Origin of the sequence: Thioalkalivibrio sp. ALJ4, assembly GCF_000377225.1 — a bacterium.
In the GTDB taxonomy this organism is placed as follows: Bacteria; Pseudomonadota; Gammaproteobacteria; order Ectothiorhodospirales; family Ectothiorhodospiraceae; genus Thioalkalivibrio.
The window spans coordinates 104,807-122,192 of sequence record NZ_KB897917.1 but is presented as its reverse complement, the minus strand read 5'-3'; the positions used below and the strand labels follow the sequence as shown (position 1 = coordinate 122,192).

The following is a 17,386-nucleotide window of genomic DNA, read 5'->3' as shown; positions in this document are numbered from 1 at the left end:
TTTGCCGTCCGCGTGGGGAAGTGCCCTATACTGGATCGGGTGTACCTGTCGTCGTGCCGGGTCCGTTCCGACATGGGGTCGGAAGGCGGTCCGGCGAGGGGCCGATATGAGCCAAGAAGCCGAAACTATCCTGGAGTCCGGGTATCGTCCGTCCGAGGACGAACCCTACATGAATCCGCGTCAGCTGGACTACTTTCGCGCCAAGCTCGAGGCCTGGCGTGCGGAACTGATCGAGGAGTCCGAGCAGACGCTCGAGCACCTGCGCACCGAGAGCTGGCAGGAACCGGACCCCAACGACCGCGCGACTCACGAGGCCGATGCCGGGCTGGAGCTGCGCACGCGCGATCGCTACCGCAAGCTGCTGAACAAGATCGATGCGGCCCTGGCGCGAATTGATCTGGGCGAGTACGGCTACTGCGAGGAGACCGGCGAGCCGATCGGTATCGCCCGCCTGGAGGCTCGTCCGATCGCGACTCTGAGCGTGGCGGCCCAGGAGGCCCATGAACGCAACGAGGCGCGCTTCGGTCAGTAGGCAGGGGCGCGACCGCGCCTGAAGCGAACGCAGGGCACACACATGGCGGACTGGTTTCTGGCGCAAGAGCCGATCATTCGGGTCGGCATCCTGCTGTCCGTTCTGGCGATCATGGCGACCTGGGAGATCCTGGGGCCGCGACGTCCCCTGTCGGTGGGCAAGGCCTATCGCTGGTCGAATAACTGGGGCGTGGTGATTACCGGCACGCTGCTGACCCGGTTCCTGTTCCCGGCGGGGCTGGTGGGCCTGGGGCTGTTCGTCGAGACCCAGGGCTGGGGGCTGCTGCAGATGCTGGACCTGCCCTTCTGGCTGGTCGTGCTGATCGCGGTCGTGGTCCTCGATTTCGCGATCTGGGCCCAGCACGTGATGTTTCATGCCGTCCCGTCGCTGTGGCGGCTGCACCGCATGCACCATGCGGATCTCGACTTCGACGTGACCACCGGCCTGCGCTTCCACCCGCTGGAAATTGTGCTGTCGTTCGGTATCAAGGCCATGGTGGTGGTCGCAATCGGCGCCCCGGCACTGGCGGTGCTGATCTTCGAGGTGATCCTCAGCTCGCTGGCCCTGTTCAACCACTCCAACGTGCGCATGCCGGCCGCGGTGGACCGGGTGCTGCGCTGGTTCATCGTCACGCCGGACTTCCACCGCGTCCACCATTCCTGGTATCCGCACGAGACCAACTCGAACTTCGGATTCAACCTCTCGCTCTGGGACCGGATCATGGGGACCTACCGCGCGCAGCCGCAGGACGGGCATGACGGGATGACGATTGGGCTGAACCAGTTCCGCGACCCCGCCTGGGAGCGGCTCGATCGCATGCTGATCCAGCCATTCGTCGGGCCCGCCGACAGCTATCCGATCAATCGCCGCCCAGATACCGAGGGGGATTCGCGGGAGGAGGTCACCCGCCGCCGGCGCTGATGGCGCGGTTGCGGCGGGCGGCCGGGGTCAGGGCTGGAGCCGTTTCGTGTAGACCCGGGAGTTTCGCGCCTGGTTGTAGTGCGCGCGCCGCTCGGGCGGCAGATCGTCGACCTTTCCGGTCGTGTAGCCGCGCTCCTGGAACCACTGCGCGGTGCGGGTCGTCAGCACGAACAGCTGCCGTGCGCCCTGTTCCCGCGCCAGTGACTCCATGGCCGCCAGCAGGCGGTCGCCCCGTCCGCTGCCGCGATAGTCGGCGTGCAGAGCCAGGCAGGCGATCTCCGCCGCTTGTTCGCCAAACGGATACAGCGCGGCGGTGCCGATGATCAGACCGTCGACATCCAGCACCTGGAAGCGCTCGATTTCCAGCTCCAGGTGCTCGCGTGCACGATGGACCAGGATGCCCTCGGCCTCCAGAGGCTGCAGCAGGGCATGGATACCGCCGACATCGTCGATCGTTGCCTGACGCAGCCGCTCCAGCGGTTCGCGCGAGACCAGCGTGCCGATCCCCTGGCGGGTGAACAGCTCGATCAGCAGCCCGCCATCGTCATGGCGGTCCACCAGGTGGACGCGCATCTCGCGCTGGCGGCAGGCGTCGATCGCACTCTTGAGGTGGTTGGCCAGCTCCTCCGGCAGATCGTCCGATTCCGCCAGGAGCCGTTCCGCGGCGGGCACGGTCAGCTGGCCCAGGACCCCGTGCTGCGGGTCGCGCAGGACCCCCGCCTCGGTCAGGAAGATCAGCTTGTCCGCGTTCAGGGCGATCGCGACCTGGGTCGCCACGTCCTCGCCCGAGAGGTTGAACACCTCGCCGGTGGGCGAGTACCCCAGCGGCGAAACCAGCGCCACCTGTTCCCGGTCCAGCAGGTTGCGCAGGGCCTCGGTATCGACCCCGCGCACCTCGCCGGTGTAGTGAAAGTCCACGCCGCCACGCACGCCAAGCGGGCGCGCGGTGACGAAATTGCCGCTGGCCACGCGCAGCCGTGCATTGCCGGTGCCCGGCTGCCCCAGGCTGCGCGACAGCAGGCCCTCGATCTGCAGGCGCAGCCGGCCGACTGCATCCAGTACCGCCTCCAGCGCCGGCGCGTCGGTGACTCGCAGGCCCTCCGCGTACTGCGGCGTCAGGCCGCGCTCGGCCAGTCGGGCCTCGATCTGGGGGCGCACGCCATAGACCAGCACCACACGCACACCGAGCGCGTGCAGTTTGGCGATATCGCGCATCAGCTCCGGGAATTCCGGTGCCAGCGCAGCCTCGCCGGCCAGGGCGATGACCATCGTCCGGCCCCGGTGCGCGGCGATATACGGCACCGCCCCGCGGAACCAGTCGAGTTCCGAGGGGTGCGGGGCGGCCCGGGTTTCACTGGGTGCGCCGGGCGTGGCACTGGCGGTGGCGGGAGGGTTCACGGGCGTGTCCGCGCGCGGATGGGCTTGTCGGACAGTGTAGGGAAAGCACGCGGTGGGCGCATCAGTGTGAGATTTGAGCTATTTCTTGCCCAGTGCGCGCGGGAGATCGTCGATCCGGTCGCCGGCGCTGACATCGTTTTCCGCGAACCAGCCCGCGTTGACCTCCAGCGCATAGAGCACGTCGCGTTTGGCTTCGTGCAGGGTGGTGGTCTGTGGCTCCATGGTCTCGATGTTGGTGATGCGGTAGTCGGTGTCGATAAACGCGACGTCCAGCGGGATGTAGGTGTTGCGCATCCACATCGCGTAGCGCGCCGGTCGATCCCAGACGAACAGCATCCCCTGGTCGTCGGCCAGTTCCTCGCGGTGCATCAGGCCCTGCCGGCGGGCGGGCTCGTCGGCGGCGATCTCCACGCTAAGCGTCCGCTCGCCGACCGTGAGCTCGGTGACGGGCAGGCCGGACTCGGCCTGGGTCGCGCCCCACAGCAGCAGGACCCCCAGCAAAGCCGCGCCCGCCACGAGGGCGGGCGCGATACGCGAGACTGCACGCATGCCGTCCGTTGCCGGCTAGTCGCCGCTCATGCGCCCCACGGCGCAGCTGGCGAAGGACTTGGCCTTGGCGCTGGCGGAACGCAGACCGGAGACCGAGCCCACCTCGGGGTAGCCCATGCTGGCCAGCTTCGCCGCGACCGCTTCGCGGGCGCTATCCGGGGCCTGGACTTCCACGGCGCCGCCTTCCACATCGACCTCGGCTTCAGTGACGCCTTCGACCTGCATCAGGCCCTTGCGGATGGAGCTGGCGCAGCCGCCACATTTGATGTTCTCGACCTCGATTTTCATCAACGTTTCCTCCGGAAACTGGGGTTTGTACGACTCATTATGTACGATTCCGCATCTGCATAAACGTTCACGAGATCCGACCATGCCCGCCTATCGTTCCCGCACCACCACCCACGGCCGCAACATGGCCGGCGCCCGCGCCCTGTGGCGCGCCACCGGCATGAAGGATGGCGACTTCGGCAAGCCGATCATCGCCATCGCCAACTCCTTCACCCAGTTCGTGCCCGGGCACGTGCACCTGAAGGATCTGGGCCAGCTGGTCGCCGGCGAAGTGGAGAAGGCCGGTGGTGTGGCCAAGGAGTTCAACACCATCGCGGTGGATGACGGTATCGCGATGGGCCACGGCGGGATGCTCTATTCGCTGCCCTCGCGCGAGATTATCGCCGATTCGGTGGAGTACATGGTCAATGCCCACTGCGCCGATGCGCTGGTGTGCATCTCGAACTGCGACAAGATCACCCCGGGCATGCTGATGGCCGCGATGCGTCTGAACATCCCGGTGGTCTTCGTCTCCGGCGGCCCGATGGAGGCCGGCAAGGTGAAGGCCCCGGGCAGTGACAACGTGATCCACCTGGATCTGGTGGATGCGATGGTCAAGGCCGCGGACTCCAGCGCCAGCGACGAGGAGGTGGAGGCCATCGAGCGCTCCGCCTGCCCGACCTGTGGATCCTGCTCCGGCATGTTCACCGCCAACTCGATGAACTGCCTGACCGAGGCCCTGGGCCTGTCGCTGCCGGGCAACGGCTCGCTGCTGGCCACCCATGCCGGGCGCAAGTCGCTGTTCGAACAGGCTGGAAAGCGTGTGGTCGAGCTCGCGAAGCGCTACTACGAGCAGGACGACGAATCCGTGCTGCCGCGTTCGATCGCCACCTTCGAGGCCTTCGAGAACGCTATGAGCCTGGACATCGCGATGGGCGGCTCCACCAATACCGTGCTGCATCTGCTGGCGGCCGCGCGCGAGGGCGACGTGGACTTCACCATGGCGGATATCGACCGCCTGTCGCGCAAGGTCCCGAACCTGTGCAAGGTGGCGCCGGCCACCCAGCTCTATCACATGGAGGACGTGCACCGCGCCGGTGGCGTGGTCGGCATCCTGGCCGAGCTGGACCGTGGTGGGCTGATCCACCGCGATATCCCGACGGTCCACGCCGACACCATGGGCCAGGCGCTGGAGCAGTGGGATGTGATGCGCCACGCCGCTGCCTCCGAGACCCTGTACAAGGCCGCGCCGGGCGGCGTGCCCACTCAGGTCGCGTTCAGCCAGGACAAGACCTGGGACAGCCTCGACATCGACCGCGAGAACGGCTGTATCCGCGATATCGAACATGCCTACTCCCAGGACGGCGGCCTGGCCGTGCTCTACGGCAACATGGCCCCGGACGGCTGCATCGTGAAGACCGCGGGGGTCGACGAGAGCATCCTGAAGTTCTCCGGCCCCGCGCGGGTGTTCGAGAGCCAGGACGCGGCCGTCGAGGCGATCCTCGGTGACCGCATCCAGGCGGGTGACGTCGTGATCATCCGCTACGAGGGTCCGAAGGGCGGCCCCGGCATGCAGGAGATGCTCTACCCGACCTCGTATCTGAAGTCCAAGGGGCTGGGCAAGGAATGCGCGCTGATCACCGACGGGCGCTTCTCCGGCGGTACTTCCGGGCTGTCCATCGGCCACGTCTCCCCGGAGGCCGCGCAGGGCGGCGCGATCGGCCTGATCGAGGAGGGCGACACCATCGTGATCGACATCCCCGGGCGCGAGATCCGCATCGACGTCGACGACGCCACCCTGGCAGCCCGGCGCGAGGCGATGGAGGCCCGTGGCGCGAAGGCCTGGAAGCCCGAGTCGCGCGAACGCCCGGTCACCCAGGCCCTGCGCGCCTACGCCCTGATGACGACCTCCGCCGCGTTCGGTGCGGTGCGCGACATCTCCCGCTTCGAGGACTGACCAACGGCTACCACCAGGGTCGTAGGATGCGTTGAGCGGCAGCGAAACGCATCAAGGTTGTCATTGGTGTCCGAATCGATGCGTTTCGCTTTGCTCAACGCATCCTACGGTTCTTCGCTACTACCAGCAGGGTCGTAGGATGCGTTTCGCTGCCGCTCAACGCATCCTACGGTTCTTCGCTACGGTCGGGATGACCGAGACGGCCTGGAACGAAGAAACCAAACGACCGAACCACAGGGAGGTGGGGATGGCGATTACCGACTGGCCCGCGGCCGAGCGCCCGCGGGAGAAGCTGATCGAACGGGGCGCGGCTGCGCTTTCGGACGCAGAGCTGCTGGCGATCTTTCTGCGCACCGGCGTGGCCGGCAAGAGCGCGGTCGATGTCGCGCGCGATCTGCTCAGCCGCTTCGGCGGGCTGCGGCCTCTATTGCAGTCCGATCAGGCGGGATTCTGCGCGGCGCCGGGGCTGGGGGATGCCAAATACGCCCAGCTCCAGGCGGTGCTCGAGATGGGTCGGCGGCACCTCGCCGCCGACCTGGAGCGTGGCGATGCGTTGACCTCGCCGACTGCCACCCGCCAGTTCCTTGCGGCGCGTCTGCGCGACTATCCCTTCGAGGTCTTCGCGGTCCTGTTCCTGGATAACCGCCATCGGGTGATCGCCTTCGAGGAGCTGTTCCGCGGCACGATTGACGGCGCCGCCGTGCACCCGCGCGAGGTCGTGCGGCGTGTGCTGCACCACAATGCGGCCGCGGTGATCCTTGCCCACAACCACCCGTCCGGGGTGGCCGAGCCCTCGGGCTCGGATATCGCGATCACCCGGCGTTTGACCGAGGCCCTCGGGCTGGTGGATGTGCGGATACTCGATCACGTGGTGATCGCCGACACCCCCGTATCCATGGCTGAACGGGGGCTGCTGTAGACCCTGGCTAGCTTGCCAGGCGCCGCCAGAGGGTCTCGATTGGCCCGGGGCCGATGTAGCGTTGCCAGAGCAGGGAGAAGGTGATCTGGAACACCCAGATCGTCAGCACGATGCCGAGCAGTTCGAGGTGCCCGAACTGCGAGAACAGGCCGAGCCCGATCCCGTAGAAGATCATCGCGGCGAGGATCGACTGGCCGATGTAGTTGGTCAGCGCGAGGCGGCCGACCGCCTCGAGGGCGCGGATGACGCCTGGCAGGATCCGCCGACGCCCGTCGGGGTGGGCCAGCAGGATCACCAGGGCGACCCAGGCCAGGGCAATCGCGACACTGCCCCACAGGTTGGCGATGCGGCCCAGGAACATCGAGTAGCGCAGATCCCACTCCACGGCCGTGTTGAACCACAGCCCCGCCAGTACCAGCGGGATGCCGGCGCCCAGTCCGGCCAGCACGACACGCCGGTAACCAGTCAGTGACCAGCTCCCGTGAAGGAAGCCGAGCCGCATCAGGGCCATGCCGATGAACATCATCGCGAGCATCTGCCACAGGCGCTCGGAGAAGAACATCCACAGCTGCGCAGTCAGTGCACCGGTCGCCCGCTCGCCGGTCGCGGCCAGCCAGTGCAGCGACATCCGGTTGAGTTCGTCGCTGACGACATCGGCCCCGGGCTGCCAGTAGCGCTCGTTGAGCGTCTGCAGCCAGTGCTCGGGGACAAGGAAGATCAGGATCGCGCTCAGAACGAGCCAGAGCGCGGTCAGTCCTCCGAGCAGCGCGACCCCGAAGGCCAGGAGCGTCATCGGCGGGTGGTCGCGAAAATGCATGGCCACCAGTCCGCACACCGCGTACGCCGCGAGGATGTCGCCGGGCCACAGGATCAGCCCGTGTGCCAGCCCGATCAGGAACAGCCAGCCCATGCGGCGGCGAAAGCGCTGCTCGAAGGTGTCGGCGCGGATGGCGCGAACCCGAGGCCATCAGCACGATCCCGGCCCCGAACAGCAGGGTCAGCATGCTGATGAACTTCTCGTCCGCCAGCACGTGGACCACGACCCAGGCGATCCAGTCCGCCAGCGGGAGGGGGCCGAGAGCCATCGGATTCAGGTATTCGCTGGAGATGCGTCCGAACGACTGGATGTTCATCACCAGGATGCCGAGGATCGCGACTCCGCGCAGCACATCCAGAACGATCACGCGTTCCGGTGCGGACGGGGACGTATTGGCGGGCAGGATCCGGGCCATGGAGTGAGACATTCCGTGCTGTGCGGCCCTTCGGTAGCCGGACGGAAGGTGTGGCCGGCCGGGGAAGGGCAGGGTGGCCCTGCAGGATAGGCGATGGTGCCCGGGGGTGTTCAAGGCCCCCGGGCCAATGGTCGTTTATCCGCGGATCTCCCAGTGTCCGGGTTCGTCCGGGCAAGCCGTACCGGTGTGGCGTTCGCCGTCGATCATCATCTCGAAGTCGCGGCAGCCGCTGTCGCGAACGCGCCCCGGCGTCATGTGCACCGGCTGCCCATTGGCATTGTCCCAGTAGACGGGCTGTCCGGGCTCGGCCAGTTCCAGGGCATGTCCCATGCAGGCCTGGTCATTGCGGTCCATCTGGCGTCCGATCATGCCGCCTAGCACCGCGCCACCGGCCGCCCCGATCAGAATGGCCACCGGATCGCCGTCGCCGACCTGGTGGCCGATGACGGCGCCGGCACCGCCGCCAATCGCCGCGCCGATTGCGTCGCGGTTGCAGCGGCCGTCCATCACGCCGTAGTCGTGTTCCCAGCGGTCAACACTGTAGCCGTGGTACCCGGCATACCCCGGGTCGTTCTGCGCGCGCCAGCCGTGGGCCGGTGCCCAGGGCGGTGGGGCGGCCAGGGTGTCGGCGGCGAAGCCGAACAGCATCGCGGCCGCCAGCGCCTTCAGATGAGTGGGTACACCGCGTCGGGAATGGTTGCGTTTCCGTGCCATGGTCCGTCTCCTTTCGACCGTGCTCGGCTTCAGCCTCGCGCGGGGTTGCTGAACGGTTCTTTAACAGGGAATGGCGGTTTTCGGAAACGTGAAGGGCGTCAATGCCGGGGTGTGTACGGGTTCACGGAGTCGCATGCTCGAGGGCCTGCTCCAGCGCCCGTAGCAAGGCATCCACCTGAGCCTCGGTGTGGGCGGCGGACAGGGTGATGCGCAGCCGTGCCTGGCCCTCGGGGACTGTGGGCGGACGGATCGCCGGGACCAGAAACCCGGCGGCCAGCAGCCTCTCGGCCACGTCGCTAGCGCGGTGGGCGTCACCGATCTGGACCGGCTGGATGGGGGTCAACGGAGGCGGGTGCTGCAGGCCGAGCCGGTCCAGGCCCGCCCCCAGGCGCTGGAGCAGGCCCTGCAGGTGCGCCCGCCGATCCGTTGCGGCCTCGGCGATGCGCACGGACGCCAGCGTTGCGGCGGCGAGGGCGGCCGGCATCGCGGTGGTGTAGATGTAGGGCCGGGCGGTCTGGATCAGGGTCTCGATCAGGACTTCGGAGCCGGCAACGAAGGCCCCGGCGGCGCCGAATCCCTTACCCAGCGTGCCCATCAGGATCGGCACATCGTCCGCGCCGAGGCCGTGGTGCTGGCAGCTGCCGCCACCGGTCGCGCCCAGCACCGACAGGCCGTGGGCGTCATCCACCATCAGCCAGGCATCGAACTCGCGCGCCAGCGCGGCTAGCTCCGGCAGGGGTGCGATATCCCCGTCCATGGAGAACACCCCGTCGGTGACGACCAGCCGATGCCCGCGATCGGGAGCCCGCTCCAGGCGATCGCGCAGGTGCCCGGGATCGGCATGACGATAGCGCTGGCTGCGCGCGCCGGCCAGGCGCACGGCATCGATCAGCGAGGCATGGTTCCAGCGGTCCTCGAACACCGTGTCGTGGCGGCCGGCCAGCGTCTGTACCAGCGCCAGGTTGGCCATGTAGCCGGTCGAGAACAGCAGCGCGCGCTCGCGCCCGGTGAAGCGCGCCAGCGCCTGCTCCAGTTCCACATGGGCGCGGGTGTGGCCGTTGATCAGATGGGCGGCCCCGGCCCCGACCCCGTAGCGGTCGAGGGCCTCGCGGGCGGCGGCGGCGACGGCCGGATCGGCCGCCAGACCCAGGTAGTCGTTGGAGCAGAAGGCGACGATCGATTTACCGTCGATGACCTGCTCCGGCTGCTGCGGCCCGTCCAGCGTGCGCAGACGGCGCCAGCGACCGTCCGTGCGCACGCGGTCGAGGCGGGCCTGCAGAAAGGCCTGCAGCGTCTCGCTCATGGTGAATGGCTCATGGTGAATCGCTCACGGCCGCAGCCCGGCGCGCAGGAAGATCGGCCAGTGGACGCGGGCGGTGATGTCCGTATTCGGCCACAGCGCGCGCAGGGCCGGCTCCAGCACGGCCAGCGGATCCTGGCCGGCCGTCTGCGCGCGGCGGATGGCTGACCAGGTGCCGAGGTAGCCGAGCAGGGTGTCGCGGCCCCATTCGCGGTCGATCCGAAACTCGGGCGTCTCGATCTCCGGCCAGGGGAACGGCAGGTCGCGGTAGTGGCTACGGATATGGCTGCGTTCTTCCGGCCACCAGGGCGCCAGGGTGGTGTCGTGAAAGTCGGTCAGCAGGCGGTCCAGCGCCGGGTCCTCGGCGCGCAGGATGCCGTAGCCCCAGATCGCCAGCAGGCCGCCCGGGCGCAGGACGCGTGCAACCTCGTCATGGAACTCGGCGTGGCGAAACCAGTGCGCGGCCTGGGCGACGCAGGCGAGATCCACCGAGGTATCGGCCAGTGCGCAGGCCTCGGCGGCGCAGGCTACTCGGTTGATCCCGGCTGTCGCCGGCAGAGCGGCCAGCAGGGCTGGGGCGGCATCGGTCGCTACGACCTGGGAGAAGTGAGGCTGCAGGCCCTGCGCGGCCTGGCCATTGCCGCTGGCGCAGTCCCAGGCCTGTTCGTGGTGCGGGGTGCGCGCGGCCAGCCAGTCAAAGAGATCGGCGGGGTAGTCCGGGCGGTGGCGGGCATACGCCGCCGCCACCGCCGAGAAATGATCGGGAAAGTCGCCCGCCACTGGCCGGTCGGCATCAGGCCGATGCGGAGGCGGGCCGGTCCGATTCCCCGGGGGCTTCCGGGCCGGCCTCCGGGCGCAGGCCGAGGCGTTCGAACAGCGCGAGGTCGTGGTTCTCGCCGGGGTTCGGTGTGGTCAGCAGGGTGTCGCCGTAGAACAGCGAGTTGGCGCCGGCCAGGAAGCACAGGGCCTGCATCTCGTCGGACATCTCGGTGCGCCCGGCGGACAGGCGCACGTAGGAGGCCGGCATCAGGATGCGGGTCACGGCGATGGTGCGCACGAACTCCAGCGGGTCGAGGTCCTCGATCCCGTGCAGTGGGGTGCCCTCGACCTGGATCAGCTGGTTGATCGGGACCGACTCCGGGTGCTTCGGCAGGTTGGCCATCTGCTGCAGCAGGCGCGCGCGGTCGCGGCGCGACTCGCCCATGCCGAGGATGCCGCCGCAGCAGACGTTCATGCCGGCCTCGCGCACGTGCTCCAGGGTCTCCAGACGGTCATCGTAGGTGCGGGTGGAGATGATGTGGCCGTAGAACTCCGGCGAGGTGTCGAGGTTGTGGTTGTAGTAGTCCAGCCCCGCCTCGGACAGGCGCTTCGCCTGCTCGGCCTTCAGCATGCCGAGGGTCATGCAGGTCTCCAGACCCTCGTCCTTGACCGCGCGCACCATCTCGATCACGCGCTCCAGGTTCTTGTCGGTGGGGTTGCGCCAGGCGGCACCCATGCAGAAGCGGGTCGCGCCCTGGGCGCGGGCGTTGCGCGCGGCCTCGAGCACTTCCTCCAGCGGGAGCAGGCGTTCGCGTTCCAGCTCCACGTCGTGGTGCGCGCTCTGCGGGCAGTAGGCGCAGTCCTCCGGGCAGGCCCCGGTCTTGATCGACAGCAGGGTGCTTACCTGAACCGCGTTGGGGTCAAAGTGCTCGCGGTGCACCGTCTGCGCGCGAAAGATCAGGTCGTTCAGCGGCAGGTCGAGCAGGGCCTCGACCTCGTCGGTGTTCCAGTCGTGGCGGGGCGTGCTCATGAGTGTGGCTCCTTGTCGGCTTCCGCCGGGATGGCGACATCGGCCCAGGGTTCGCGGTAGACGCGGAACAGGGCGTAGACCGTCCACGGCAGCAGGATGGCGGCAGCCACGGCCCAGTAGGCGCGGTAGTAGGCCAGATCCGGCGGGAAGAAGGTGGCGACCCCGATCAGCAGGCCCATCAGCGCGTAGTAGCGATAGGCCGCCCACTGCGTGAAATGGCCCACTCGCGGATCGGGGTGGTGCTTGTTCAGGGCGTACACCAGCATGGAGGCGCCAAACCACAGCACTAGCGGCACGATGCCCATGATCGCGGCAATGATGAAGCCGACTCCGACCCCCTCGCTGCTGACCACAAACAGCGGGATGCCGGCAATCGACACGCTGATCAGATTGCCGACGTCGAACATCGCGGCGGCGCGCCGCGAACTGCGTGCGGAGACGGTCTTGGTCGCCATGGACTACCCTGAATGCAAAAGCGGAAGCATACCATCATGGCTCATCCCCCTTCAGCCACGCCGGGGCAAACTGGAGAGCGATCGGGCGCGCTGCGTGCGCTGAGCGCCTGGGCGGCCCGGGCGCTGTATCCCGACCACTGTGGCTTGTGTCTGGCCCCGTTGCCGGAGGGCGGGGCCATCTGTCCTGCCTGCCGCAAGGACCTGGTGCGGGTGGAGGTCCCGTGCCCGGGTTGCGCGGCACCCCTGCCGGCGACAGTGGCCTGCCCCGCCTGTCAGCGCCGCCCTCCGGCGGTAGACGCCCTGCGGGCGCCATGGGCCTATGCCTGGCCGCTGGATCGGGTGCTGCTGGCCTACAAGCGCAGCGGCCACGCCCGCGCTGAACGGATCCTCGTGGACCTGGCCGCACAGGCAGCCCGCGAACGCCGGGATGCGTCGACGCCGTTGCCTACCCGCGTGGTGCCGGTCCCGTTGCACCCTTCGCGCCTGCGCGAGCGTGGGTTCAATCAGTGTGAGCCTCTGGCACAACGTGTCTCTGAGGAACTGGGGCTCCCGCTGGATACCGGGTGCGTGCTCCGTGTGCGGGCCACGCCTTCGCAGCAGACGCTGAGTGGTCCTCAGCGGCGCCGGAACCTGCGCGATGCGTTTGCCGTAAAGATGGCGCTGGCGGGCGAACGGGTGCTGCTGGTGGACGATGTGGTCACGACCGGGGCGACCCTGGATGCGCTGGCCCGTGCGCTGCGGGCGGCGGGAGCGGCATCGGTCGAGGGTCTGGCGCTTGCCCGCGCGTAACCGAGTTAGCCCCCCAGATGATGGTCTGCGATCATCGCGAGCAGGACCACGGCACCGAGATAATGGTTGTTCTTGAATGCCCGCAGGCAGTCGGTCGGCTCGCGTTCGGCGATCAGGAACTGCTGGTAGAACATCAGCATCGCCACGATCACCAGCCCCGCCGTGTAGTAGCCGCCGAGCCCGGCATGCTGGCCGATCAGGTACAGCCCCAGCCAGACGAGCACCTGGAGCCCCGCGGTGATCAGACGGTCCATCTCGCCGAACGCGATGGCGGTGGACTTCACCCCGATTTTCAGGTCGTCTTCTCGGTCCACCATCCCGTAGAAGGTGTCATACACCACGGTCCAGGCGAGCACGGTCACGTACAGCAGCCAGGCGAGCGGCGGCGGGTGATCCCCGGTGACCGCGGTAAAGGCCATGGGCACGGCCCAGGCGAAGGCCGCGCCCAGGTGCACCTGCGGAAAGTGGTGAAAGCGCTTGGCGAAGGGATAGGTAGCGGCCAGCACCACCGCGACCAGGGAATAGAGAATGGTCAGCAGGTTGGTGAACAGGACCAGCACGAAGGCGGTCAGGGCCAGCACGGCGAAGGTCGCCAGTGCCTCGTTCGGGGTGATCGTGCCCAGCGCCAGCGGGCGGTCGCGCGTACGGGCGACATGGGCGTCGAAGTCGCGGTCCGCGTAGTCGTTGATCGCACAGCCGGCCGAGCGCATCAGCACGACGCCGGCAACGAAGATGAAGATCAGCGAACCCGGCGGCCAGCCCTCGGCTGCGATCCAGAGCGCCCACAGAGTCGGCCACAGCAGCAGATAGATGCCGACAGGCCGGTCCAGGCGGACCAGTCGGGCCAGTTCCCACAGGCGTGCACGTGCGTCCATGGCGGCCAAGCTTACCAGCCCGGCGCGCCGGATGGATGAGGAAGGGGGCGGGTCGGGCAATCCCCGGCCCGATCGTGCTGGGGGCCGGCGCTCAGTCCGCGGTCAGCGGGAACAGGGTCAGTTCTACACGCCGGTTCAGCGCGCGGCCCTCGGCGGTTTCGTTGGTCGCGATGGGCTGATGCGGCCCGAAGCCGACGGTGTCGACGCGCACCGACTGGACGCCGCGCCGTATCAGGGCGCGCCCGACGCTCTGAGCGCGCCGTTCCGACAGGTCCATGTTGTACTCGACGCGTCCGGTGATGTCGGTATGGCCGGCGACCTCGATACCGGTCTGGTCGTATTCGGCCAGGACCAGCGCCACCGAGTTCAGCACCTCCTCGAACTCCGGTTTGATGTCGGTGCGGTCGATATCGAAGGTGATGTGCCCGGGCATGTTCAGGATGATGTTGTCGCCGTCGCGGGTCACGCTGACACCGGTTCCCCGCAGCTGCTCGCGCAGCTCGGCCTCCTGGCGGTCCATGTAGTTGCCGATCGCACCGCCGGCCAGGGCCCCGATCCCGGCCCCGATCATCGCGCGCTGGGTGCGGTTGCGGCGGCTGGTGATGCTGCCGACCACGGCCCCGGCAGCCGCGCCGACACCGGCGCCGATGGCCGTGCGCGATACCCGCTCCTCGCCGGTATAGGGATCCGTGGTGGTACAGCCGATGGCGAAGGTCAGAAAACCGACCAGTACCAGAACACCAATGCGCGAGATCATGCTTGCCCCCCAGCCGGGAAGGAACTCCCGGGTTTCAGTCTGCGCCCACGGGCGCGCTCGGGAACAGGATTGCGCCGTTGCTTGAACGGAAGGTGAACCGGGCGTCAGGCCGTGTCGTTTTCGTGACGCAGTTGGCGCAATACCGGGGTGGTGTCGGGGTGGATGCCGCGCCAGGTCGCGAAGGCCTCGGCGGCCTGCTCGACCAGCATGCCCAGGCCGTCGGACGTCTGCCGGCAGCCAGCATCCCGGGCCCAGTCAAGGAACCGGGCCGCACCGGGGCCGTAGACCAGGTCGTAGGCCAGGCTGTCCGGGTGCACCAGCGTCGCGGGCAGGTTCAGCCCCGCGTCGGACAGGCCGGCGGCGGTGGCGTTGATGACCAGATCGAACGGGCCGGCGGGCAGGGCGTCGAGGCCGCAGGCGGAGAGCTCGGTATCGATCGCCAGGTCGGCGAAGTCCTCGGCCAGTGCCTCGGCCCGCGCCGCAGTGCGGTTGGCGATCACCAGCTGTGCGGGGTGGCGCTCCAGCAGGGGCTGCAGCAGCCCGCGGGTCGCGCCGCCGGCCCCGAGGATCAGGATGCGCCGGCCGGGCACCTCGCCACCCAGGCGGTCGAGGTCGCGGCAGAAGCCGATGCCGTCGGTGTTGTCGCCGTGGAGCTGGCGCTCGTCGTCGCGCCAGAGGGTGTTCACGGCGCCGGCGCGCCGGGCGCGGTCGGTCAGGACCCGGGCCAGGGCGAACGCCTCTTCCTTGAACGGGACGGTCACGTTCAGGCCGCGGAACCCGGAGGAGAACCATGCCCAGACCTCCTCGGCGAACTGACCCGGGGTGCCCAGCAGGGCCTCGTAGGTCAGGTGCTGCCCGGTCTGTTCGGCGAATAGGGCATGGATGCGCGGCGACAGCGAATGGCGGATCGGGTTGCCGACCACGCCATAACGATCGGGGCGCGGCTCGCTCATCGGGCCGCGTCCTCCGTCAGCCATTCGGCCACGGTGCGGGCGTAGTAGGTGAGGATGCCGTCGGCCCCGGCGCGCTTCATGCCGGTCAGGGCCTCCAGCACGCAGGCGCGCTCGTCCAGCCAGCCGCGTTCGGCGGCGGCCTTGAGCATCGCGTACTCGCCGGAGACGTGATAGACGAAGGTCGGGCGCTGGAACTCGTCGCGAATCCGGCGGACCACGTCCAGGTACGGCATCCCCGGCTTGACCATCACCATGTCGGCGCCCTCGGCCAGGTCGAGCGCGACCTCGTGCAGGGCCTCATCGCCGTTGGCCGGGTCCATCTGGTAGGTCTCCTTGCCGCCCTTGCCCAGATTGCTGGCTGAGCCCACCGCATCGCGGAACGGCCCGTAGAAGGCCGAGGCGTACTTGGCGGAGTAGGCGAGGATGCGCGTGTGCACGTGCCCGCCATCTTCCAGCGCGGTGCGGATCGCGCCGATGCGCCCGTCCATCATGTCGGAGGGGGCGACCACGTCGGCCCCGGCCGCGGCATGCGACAGCGCCTGCTCCACCAGCGCCTCGACGGTGATGTCGTTCACCACGTAGCCGTCATCGTCGATGATGCCGTCCTGGCCGTGGGTGGTGAACGGGTCCAGGGCGACGTCGGTGATCACGCCGAGCTCGGGGTGGGCCTGCTTCAGGGCGCGTACCGCGCGCTGGGCCAGGCCCTCGGGGTTCCAGGCCTCGGCGGCATCCAGGCTCTTCTTCTCGCCCGGGACCACCGGGAACAGGGCCAGCGCCGGGATGCCGAGGCGCACGGCGGCGGCCGCCTCCTCCAGCAGCAGGTCGATGCTGACGCGCTCCACGCCGGGCATCGACGGCACCGCCTCGCGCACCCCTTCGCCCTCGGTGACGAACACCGGCAGGATCAGGTCGTCCGCGCGCAGGTGATGCTCGCGCATCAGGCGGCGGGAGAAGGCGTCGCGGCGCATGCGGCGCGGACGGCCGGCGGGATAGGGGGCGATCGGTGCGGTCATGCGGGTCGTCCTTGTTGGTGGGTCAGCCGGCGGACTCGGCCAGCCAGTCGCGCGGCTTCAGATAGTGCTCGTAGAGTTCGGCCTCGGGCGTGCCGGCCTCCGGCTGGTAGTTGTATTCCCAGCGCACCAGCGGCGGCAGCGACATCAGGATCGACTCGGTGCGCCCGCCCGACTGCAGGCCGAACAGGGTACCGCGGTCGTAGACCAGATTGAACTCGACATAGCGCCCGCGCCGGTAGAGCTGGAACTGGCGCTCGCGCTCGCCGTATTCGGTCGCGTGGCGACGCTCGACGATCGGGCCATAGGCATCCAGATAGGCATTGCCGACGCTCTGCATGTAGCCGAAGGCGTGCTCGAAGCCGCCCTCGCTGAAGTCGTCGAAGAACAGCCCGCCGACGCCGCGCGGCTCGTCGCGGTGCTTGAGATGAAAGTACTCGTCGCACCACTGCTTGTGCGCCGGGTAGAGGTGCTCGCCGAACGGACGACAGGCGGCCTCGGCCGTGCGGTGCCAGTGGATGCAGTCCTCGTCGAAACCGTAGTACGGGGTCAGGTCGAAGCCGCCGCCGAACCACCAGATCGGCTCCTCGCCGGGCTTCTCCGCGATGAAGAAGCGCACATTCGCGTGCGAGGTCGGCACATACGGGTTGTGCGGGTGGATCACCAGCGACACGCCGGTGGCCTGGAACGAGCGTCCGGCCATCTCCGGGCGGTGCGCGGTGGCCGAGGCCGGGAGGTTGTCGCCCATCACATGGGAGAAGTTGACCCCGGCCTGCTCGAAGACCCGCCCCTCGTGCATTACACGGGTGCGGCCGCCGCCGCCGGCCGGGCGTTCCCAGGCGTCCTCCTGGAAGCGGGCCTGGCCGTCCAGGCCCTCGAGACCCTGGCAGATGCGGTCCTGCAGGCCCTGCAGGTAGTCGATGACACGGTCGATGGAGACGTGGTCCTGGCTCATGCTGCGTCCCGGTT

At 68.6% G+C, this 17,386-nt stretch carries 18 protein-coding genes and 1 pseudogene; 5 read left to right on the top strand and 14 right to left on the bottom strand.

Annotated features, from left to right (window positions below; translation table 11 throughout):
* Positions 1–106: 106 nt before the first annotated feature.
* Together dksA and C936_RS0100580 are read left to right on the top strand one after the other, a co-directional pair.
* Positions 107–532 (top strand): RNA polymerase-binding protein DksA, encoded by a 426-nt coding sequence (gene dksA / locus C936_RS0100585; protein WP_012983659.1) that lies wholly within the window; start codon positions 107–109, stop codon positions 530–532.
* Between the two features lie 42 nt (positions 533–574).
* Positions 575–1,453 carry a sterol desaturase family protein gene (locus tag C936_RS0100580; RefSeq protein ID WP_018174903.1) on the top strand — a complete coding sequence of 293 codons (879 nt, stop codon included), beginning with the start codon at positions 575–577 and terminating at the stop codon, positions 1,451–1,453.
* 27 nt (positions 1,454–1,480) lie between these two features.
* Here C936_RS0100580 and argA read toward each other — a convergent pair whose 3' ends face one another.
* The 3 genes from argA to C936_RS0100565 form a co-directional block, all read right to left on the bottom strand.
* Complete coding sequence (gene argA / locus C936_RS0100575) at positions 1,481–2,722, bottom strand: amino-acid N-acetyltransferase (RefSeq protein WP_018174902.1); 1,242 nt, start codon at positions 2,720–2,722, stop codon at positions 1,481–1,483.
* A 207-nt stretch (positions 2,723–2,929) separates the two neighbouring features.
* Positions 2,930–3,400 (bottom strand): DUF192 domain-containing protein, encoded by a 471-nt coding sequence (locus C936_RS0100570; RefSeq protein ID WP_018174901.1) that lies wholly within the window; start codon positions 3,398–3,400, stop codon positions 2,930–2,932.
* A 15-nt stretch (positions 3,401–3,415) separates the two neighbouring features.
* The gene (locus C936_RS0100565; RefSeq protein ID WP_018174900.1) at positions 3,416–3,688 is read right to left on the bottom strand and encodes a heavy-metal-associated domain-containing protein; all 273 of its coding nucleotides are present in this window, start codon (positions 3,686–3,688) and stop codon (positions 3,416–3,418) included.
* 82 nt (positions 3,689–3,770) lie between these two features.
* On the opposite strand from C936_RS0100565, the gene ilvD reads away from it, so the two are divergent.
* Positions 3,771–5,624 (top strand): dihydroxy-acid dehydratase, encoded by a 1,854-nt coding sequence (gene ilvD, locus C936_RS0100560; protein ID WP_018174899.1) that lies wholly within the window; start codon positions 3,771–3,773, stop codon positions 5,622–5,624.
* 247 nt (positions 5,625–5,871) lie between these two features.
* The gene (radC, locus tag C936_RS0100555; RefSeq protein ID WP_018649101.1) at positions 5,872–6,543 is read left to right on the top strand and encodes a DNA repair protein RadC; all 672 of its coding nucleotides are present in this window, start codon (positions 5,872–5,874) and stop codon (positions 6,541–6,543) included.
* Between the two features lie 7 nt (positions 6,544–6,550).
* Here radC and C936_RS0100550 read toward each other — a convergent pair.
* From C936_RS0100550 to C936_RS0100520, 6 genes and pseudogenes are all read right to left on the bottom strand, one after another.
* Positions 6,551–7,775, bottom strand: a pseudogene (locus C936_RS0100550) (DUF418 domain-containing protein).
* A gap of 135 nt (positions 7,776–7,910) precedes the next feature.
* Positions 7,911–8,489: a glycine zipper domain-containing protein gene (locus C936_RS0100540; RefSeq protein ID WP_012983651.1), complete on the bottom strand. Its 579-nt coding sequence runs from the start codon at positions 8,487–8,489 to the stop codon at positions 7,911–7,913.
* 121 nt (positions 8,490–8,610) lie between these two features.
* A complete protein-coding gene (gene bioF, locus C936_RS0100535; RefSeq protein WP_018174895.1) occupies positions 8,611–9,792 on the bottom strand; it encodes an 8-amino-7-oxononanoate synthase in 1,182 nt (393 codons plus the stop codon).
* A gap of 24 nt (positions 9,793–9,816) precedes the next feature.
* Entirely contained in the window at positions 9,817–10,569 is a 753-nt protein-coding gene (locus C936_RS0100530; protein WP_018174894.1) for a class I SAM-dependent methyltransferase, read from the bottom strand.
* Between the two features lie 13 nt (positions 10,570–10,582).
* Complete coding sequence (bioB, locus tag C936_RS0100525; protein WP_018174893.1) at positions 10,583–11,578, bottom strand: biotin synthase BioB; 996 nt, start codon at positions 11,576–11,578, stop codon at positions 10,583–10,585.
* Positions 11,575–12,033 (bottom strand): hypothetical protein, encoded by a 459-nt coding sequence (locus C936_RS0100520; protein ID WP_012983647.1) that lies wholly within the window; start codon positions 12,031–12,033, stop codon positions 11,575–11,577. The genes bioB and C936_RS0100520 overlap by 4 nt, the downstream gene beginning before the upstream one ends.
* A gap of 12 nt (positions 12,034–12,045) precedes the next feature.
* On the opposite strand from C936_RS0100520, the gene C936_RS15160 reads away from it, so the two are divergent.
* Positions 12,046–12,822: a ComF family protein gene (locus C936_RS15160; RefSeq protein WP_369771395.1), complete on the top strand. Its 777-nt coding sequence runs from the start codon at positions 12,046–12,048 to the stop codon at positions 12,820–12,822.
* Positions 12,823–12,827: 5 nt separating this feature from the next.
* Here C936_RS15160 and ubiA read toward each other — a convergent pair whose 3' ends face one another.
* From ubiA to hemF, 5 genes are all read right to left on the bottom strand, one after another.
* A complete protein-coding gene (gene ubiA, locus C936_RS0100510) occupies positions 12,828–13,697 on the bottom strand; it encodes a 4-hydroxybenzoate octaprenyltransferase (RefSeq protein ID WP_012983645.1) in 870 nt (289 codons plus the stop codon).
* Positions 13,698–13,788: 91 nt separating this feature from the next.
* On the bottom strand, positions 13,789–14,454 hold the full coding sequence (locus C936_RS0100505; RefSeq protein ID WP_012983644.1) for an OmpA family protein: 666 nt from the start codon (positions 14,452–14,454) through the stop codon (positions 13,789–13,791).
* 104 nt (positions 14,455–14,558) lie between these two features.
* Positions 14,559–15,407 carry a shikimate dehydrogenase gene (gene aroE / locus C936_RS0100500; RefSeq protein WP_012983643.1) on the bottom strand — a complete coding sequence of 283 codons (849 nt, stop codon included), beginning with the start codon at positions 15,405–15,407 and terminating at the stop codon, positions 14,559–14,561.
* Positions 15,404–16,420 (bottom strand): porphobilinogen synthase, encoded by a 1,017-nt coding sequence (hemB, locus tag C936_RS0100495; RefSeq protein ID WP_018174891.1) that lies wholly within the window; start codon positions 16,418–16,420, stop codon positions 15,404–15,406. Before hemB ends, aroE begins: the two co-directional genes overlap by 4 nt.
* 22 nt (positions 16,421–16,442) lie before the next feature.
* A complete protein-coding gene (gene hemF, locus C936_RS0100490) occupies positions 16,443–17,372 on the bottom strand; it encodes an oxygen-dependent coproporphyrinogen oxidase (RefSeq protein ID WP_018174890.1) in 930 nt (309 codons plus the stop codon).
* Positions 17,373–17,386 lie beyond the last annotated feature (14 nt).

Bases quoted from the DNA above. Each gene is read 5' to 3' on its own strand.
- hemF (WP_018174890.1), bottom strand. From the start codon at position 17,372: ATGAGCCAGGACCACGTCTCCATCGACCGTGTCATCGACTACCTGCAG.
- ilvD (WP_018174899.1), top strand. From the start codon at position 3,771: ATGCCCGCCTATCGTTCCCGCACCACCACCCACGGCCGCAACATGGCC.
- radC (WP_018649101.1), top strand. From the start codon at position 5,872: ATGGCGATTACCGACTGGCCCGCGGCCGAGCGCCCGCGGGAGAAGCTG.
- aroE (WP_012983643.1), bottom strand. From the start codon at position 15,407: ATGAGCGAGCCGCGCCCCGATCGTTATGGCGTGGTCGGCAACCCGATC.
- C936_RS0100505 (WP_012983644.1), bottom strand. From the start codon at position 14,454: ATGATCTCGCGCATTGGTGTTCTGGTACTGGTCGGTTTTCTGACCTTC.
- C936_RS0100520 (WP_012983647.1), bottom strand. From the start codon at position 12,033: ATGGCGACCAAGACCGTCTCCGCACGCAGTTCGCGGCGCGCCGCCGCG.
- C936_RS0100570 (WP_018174901.1), bottom strand. From the start codon at position 3,400: ATGCGTGCAGTCTCGCGTATCGCGCCCGCCCTCGTGGCGGGCGCGGCT.
- argA (WP_018174902.1), bottom strand. From the start codon at position 2,722: ATGGTCATCGCCCTGGCCGGCGAGGCTGCGCTGGCACCGGAATTCCCG.
- bioB (WP_018174893.1), bottom strand. From the start codon at position 11,578: ATGAGCACGCCCCGCCACGACTGGAACACCGACGAGGTCGAGGCCCTG.
- C936_RS0100540 (WP_012983651.1), bottom strand. From the start codon at position 8,489: ATGGCACGGAAACGCAACCATTCCCGACGCGGTGTACCCACTCATCTG.
- C936_RS0100580 (WP_018174903.1), top strand. From the start codon at position 575: ATGGCGGACTGGTTTCTGGCGCAAGAGCCGATCATTCGGGTCGGCATC.
- ubiA (WP_012983645.1), bottom strand. From the start codon at position 13,697: ATGGACGCACGTGCACGCCTGTGGGAACTGGCCCGACTGGTCCGCCTG.
- bioF (WP_018174895.1), bottom strand. From the start codon at position 9,792: ATGAGCGAGACGCTGCAGGCCTTTCTGCAGGCCCGCCTCGACCGCGTG.
- hemB (WP_018174891.1), bottom strand. From the start codon at position 16,420: ATGACCGCACCGATCGCCCCCTATCCCGCCGGCCGTCCGCGCCGCATG.
- dksA (WP_012983659.1), top strand. From the start codon at position 107: ATGAGCCAAGAAGCCGAAACTATCCTGGAGTCCGGGTATCGTCCGTCC.
- C936_RS0100565 (WP_018174900.1), bottom strand. From the start codon at position 3,688: ATGAAAATCGAGGTCGAGAACATCAAATGTGGCGGCTGCGCCAGCTCC.
- C936_RS15160 (WP_369771395.1), top strand. From the start codon at position 12,046: ATGCAAAAGCGGAAGCATACCATCATGGCTCATCCCCCTTCAGCCACG.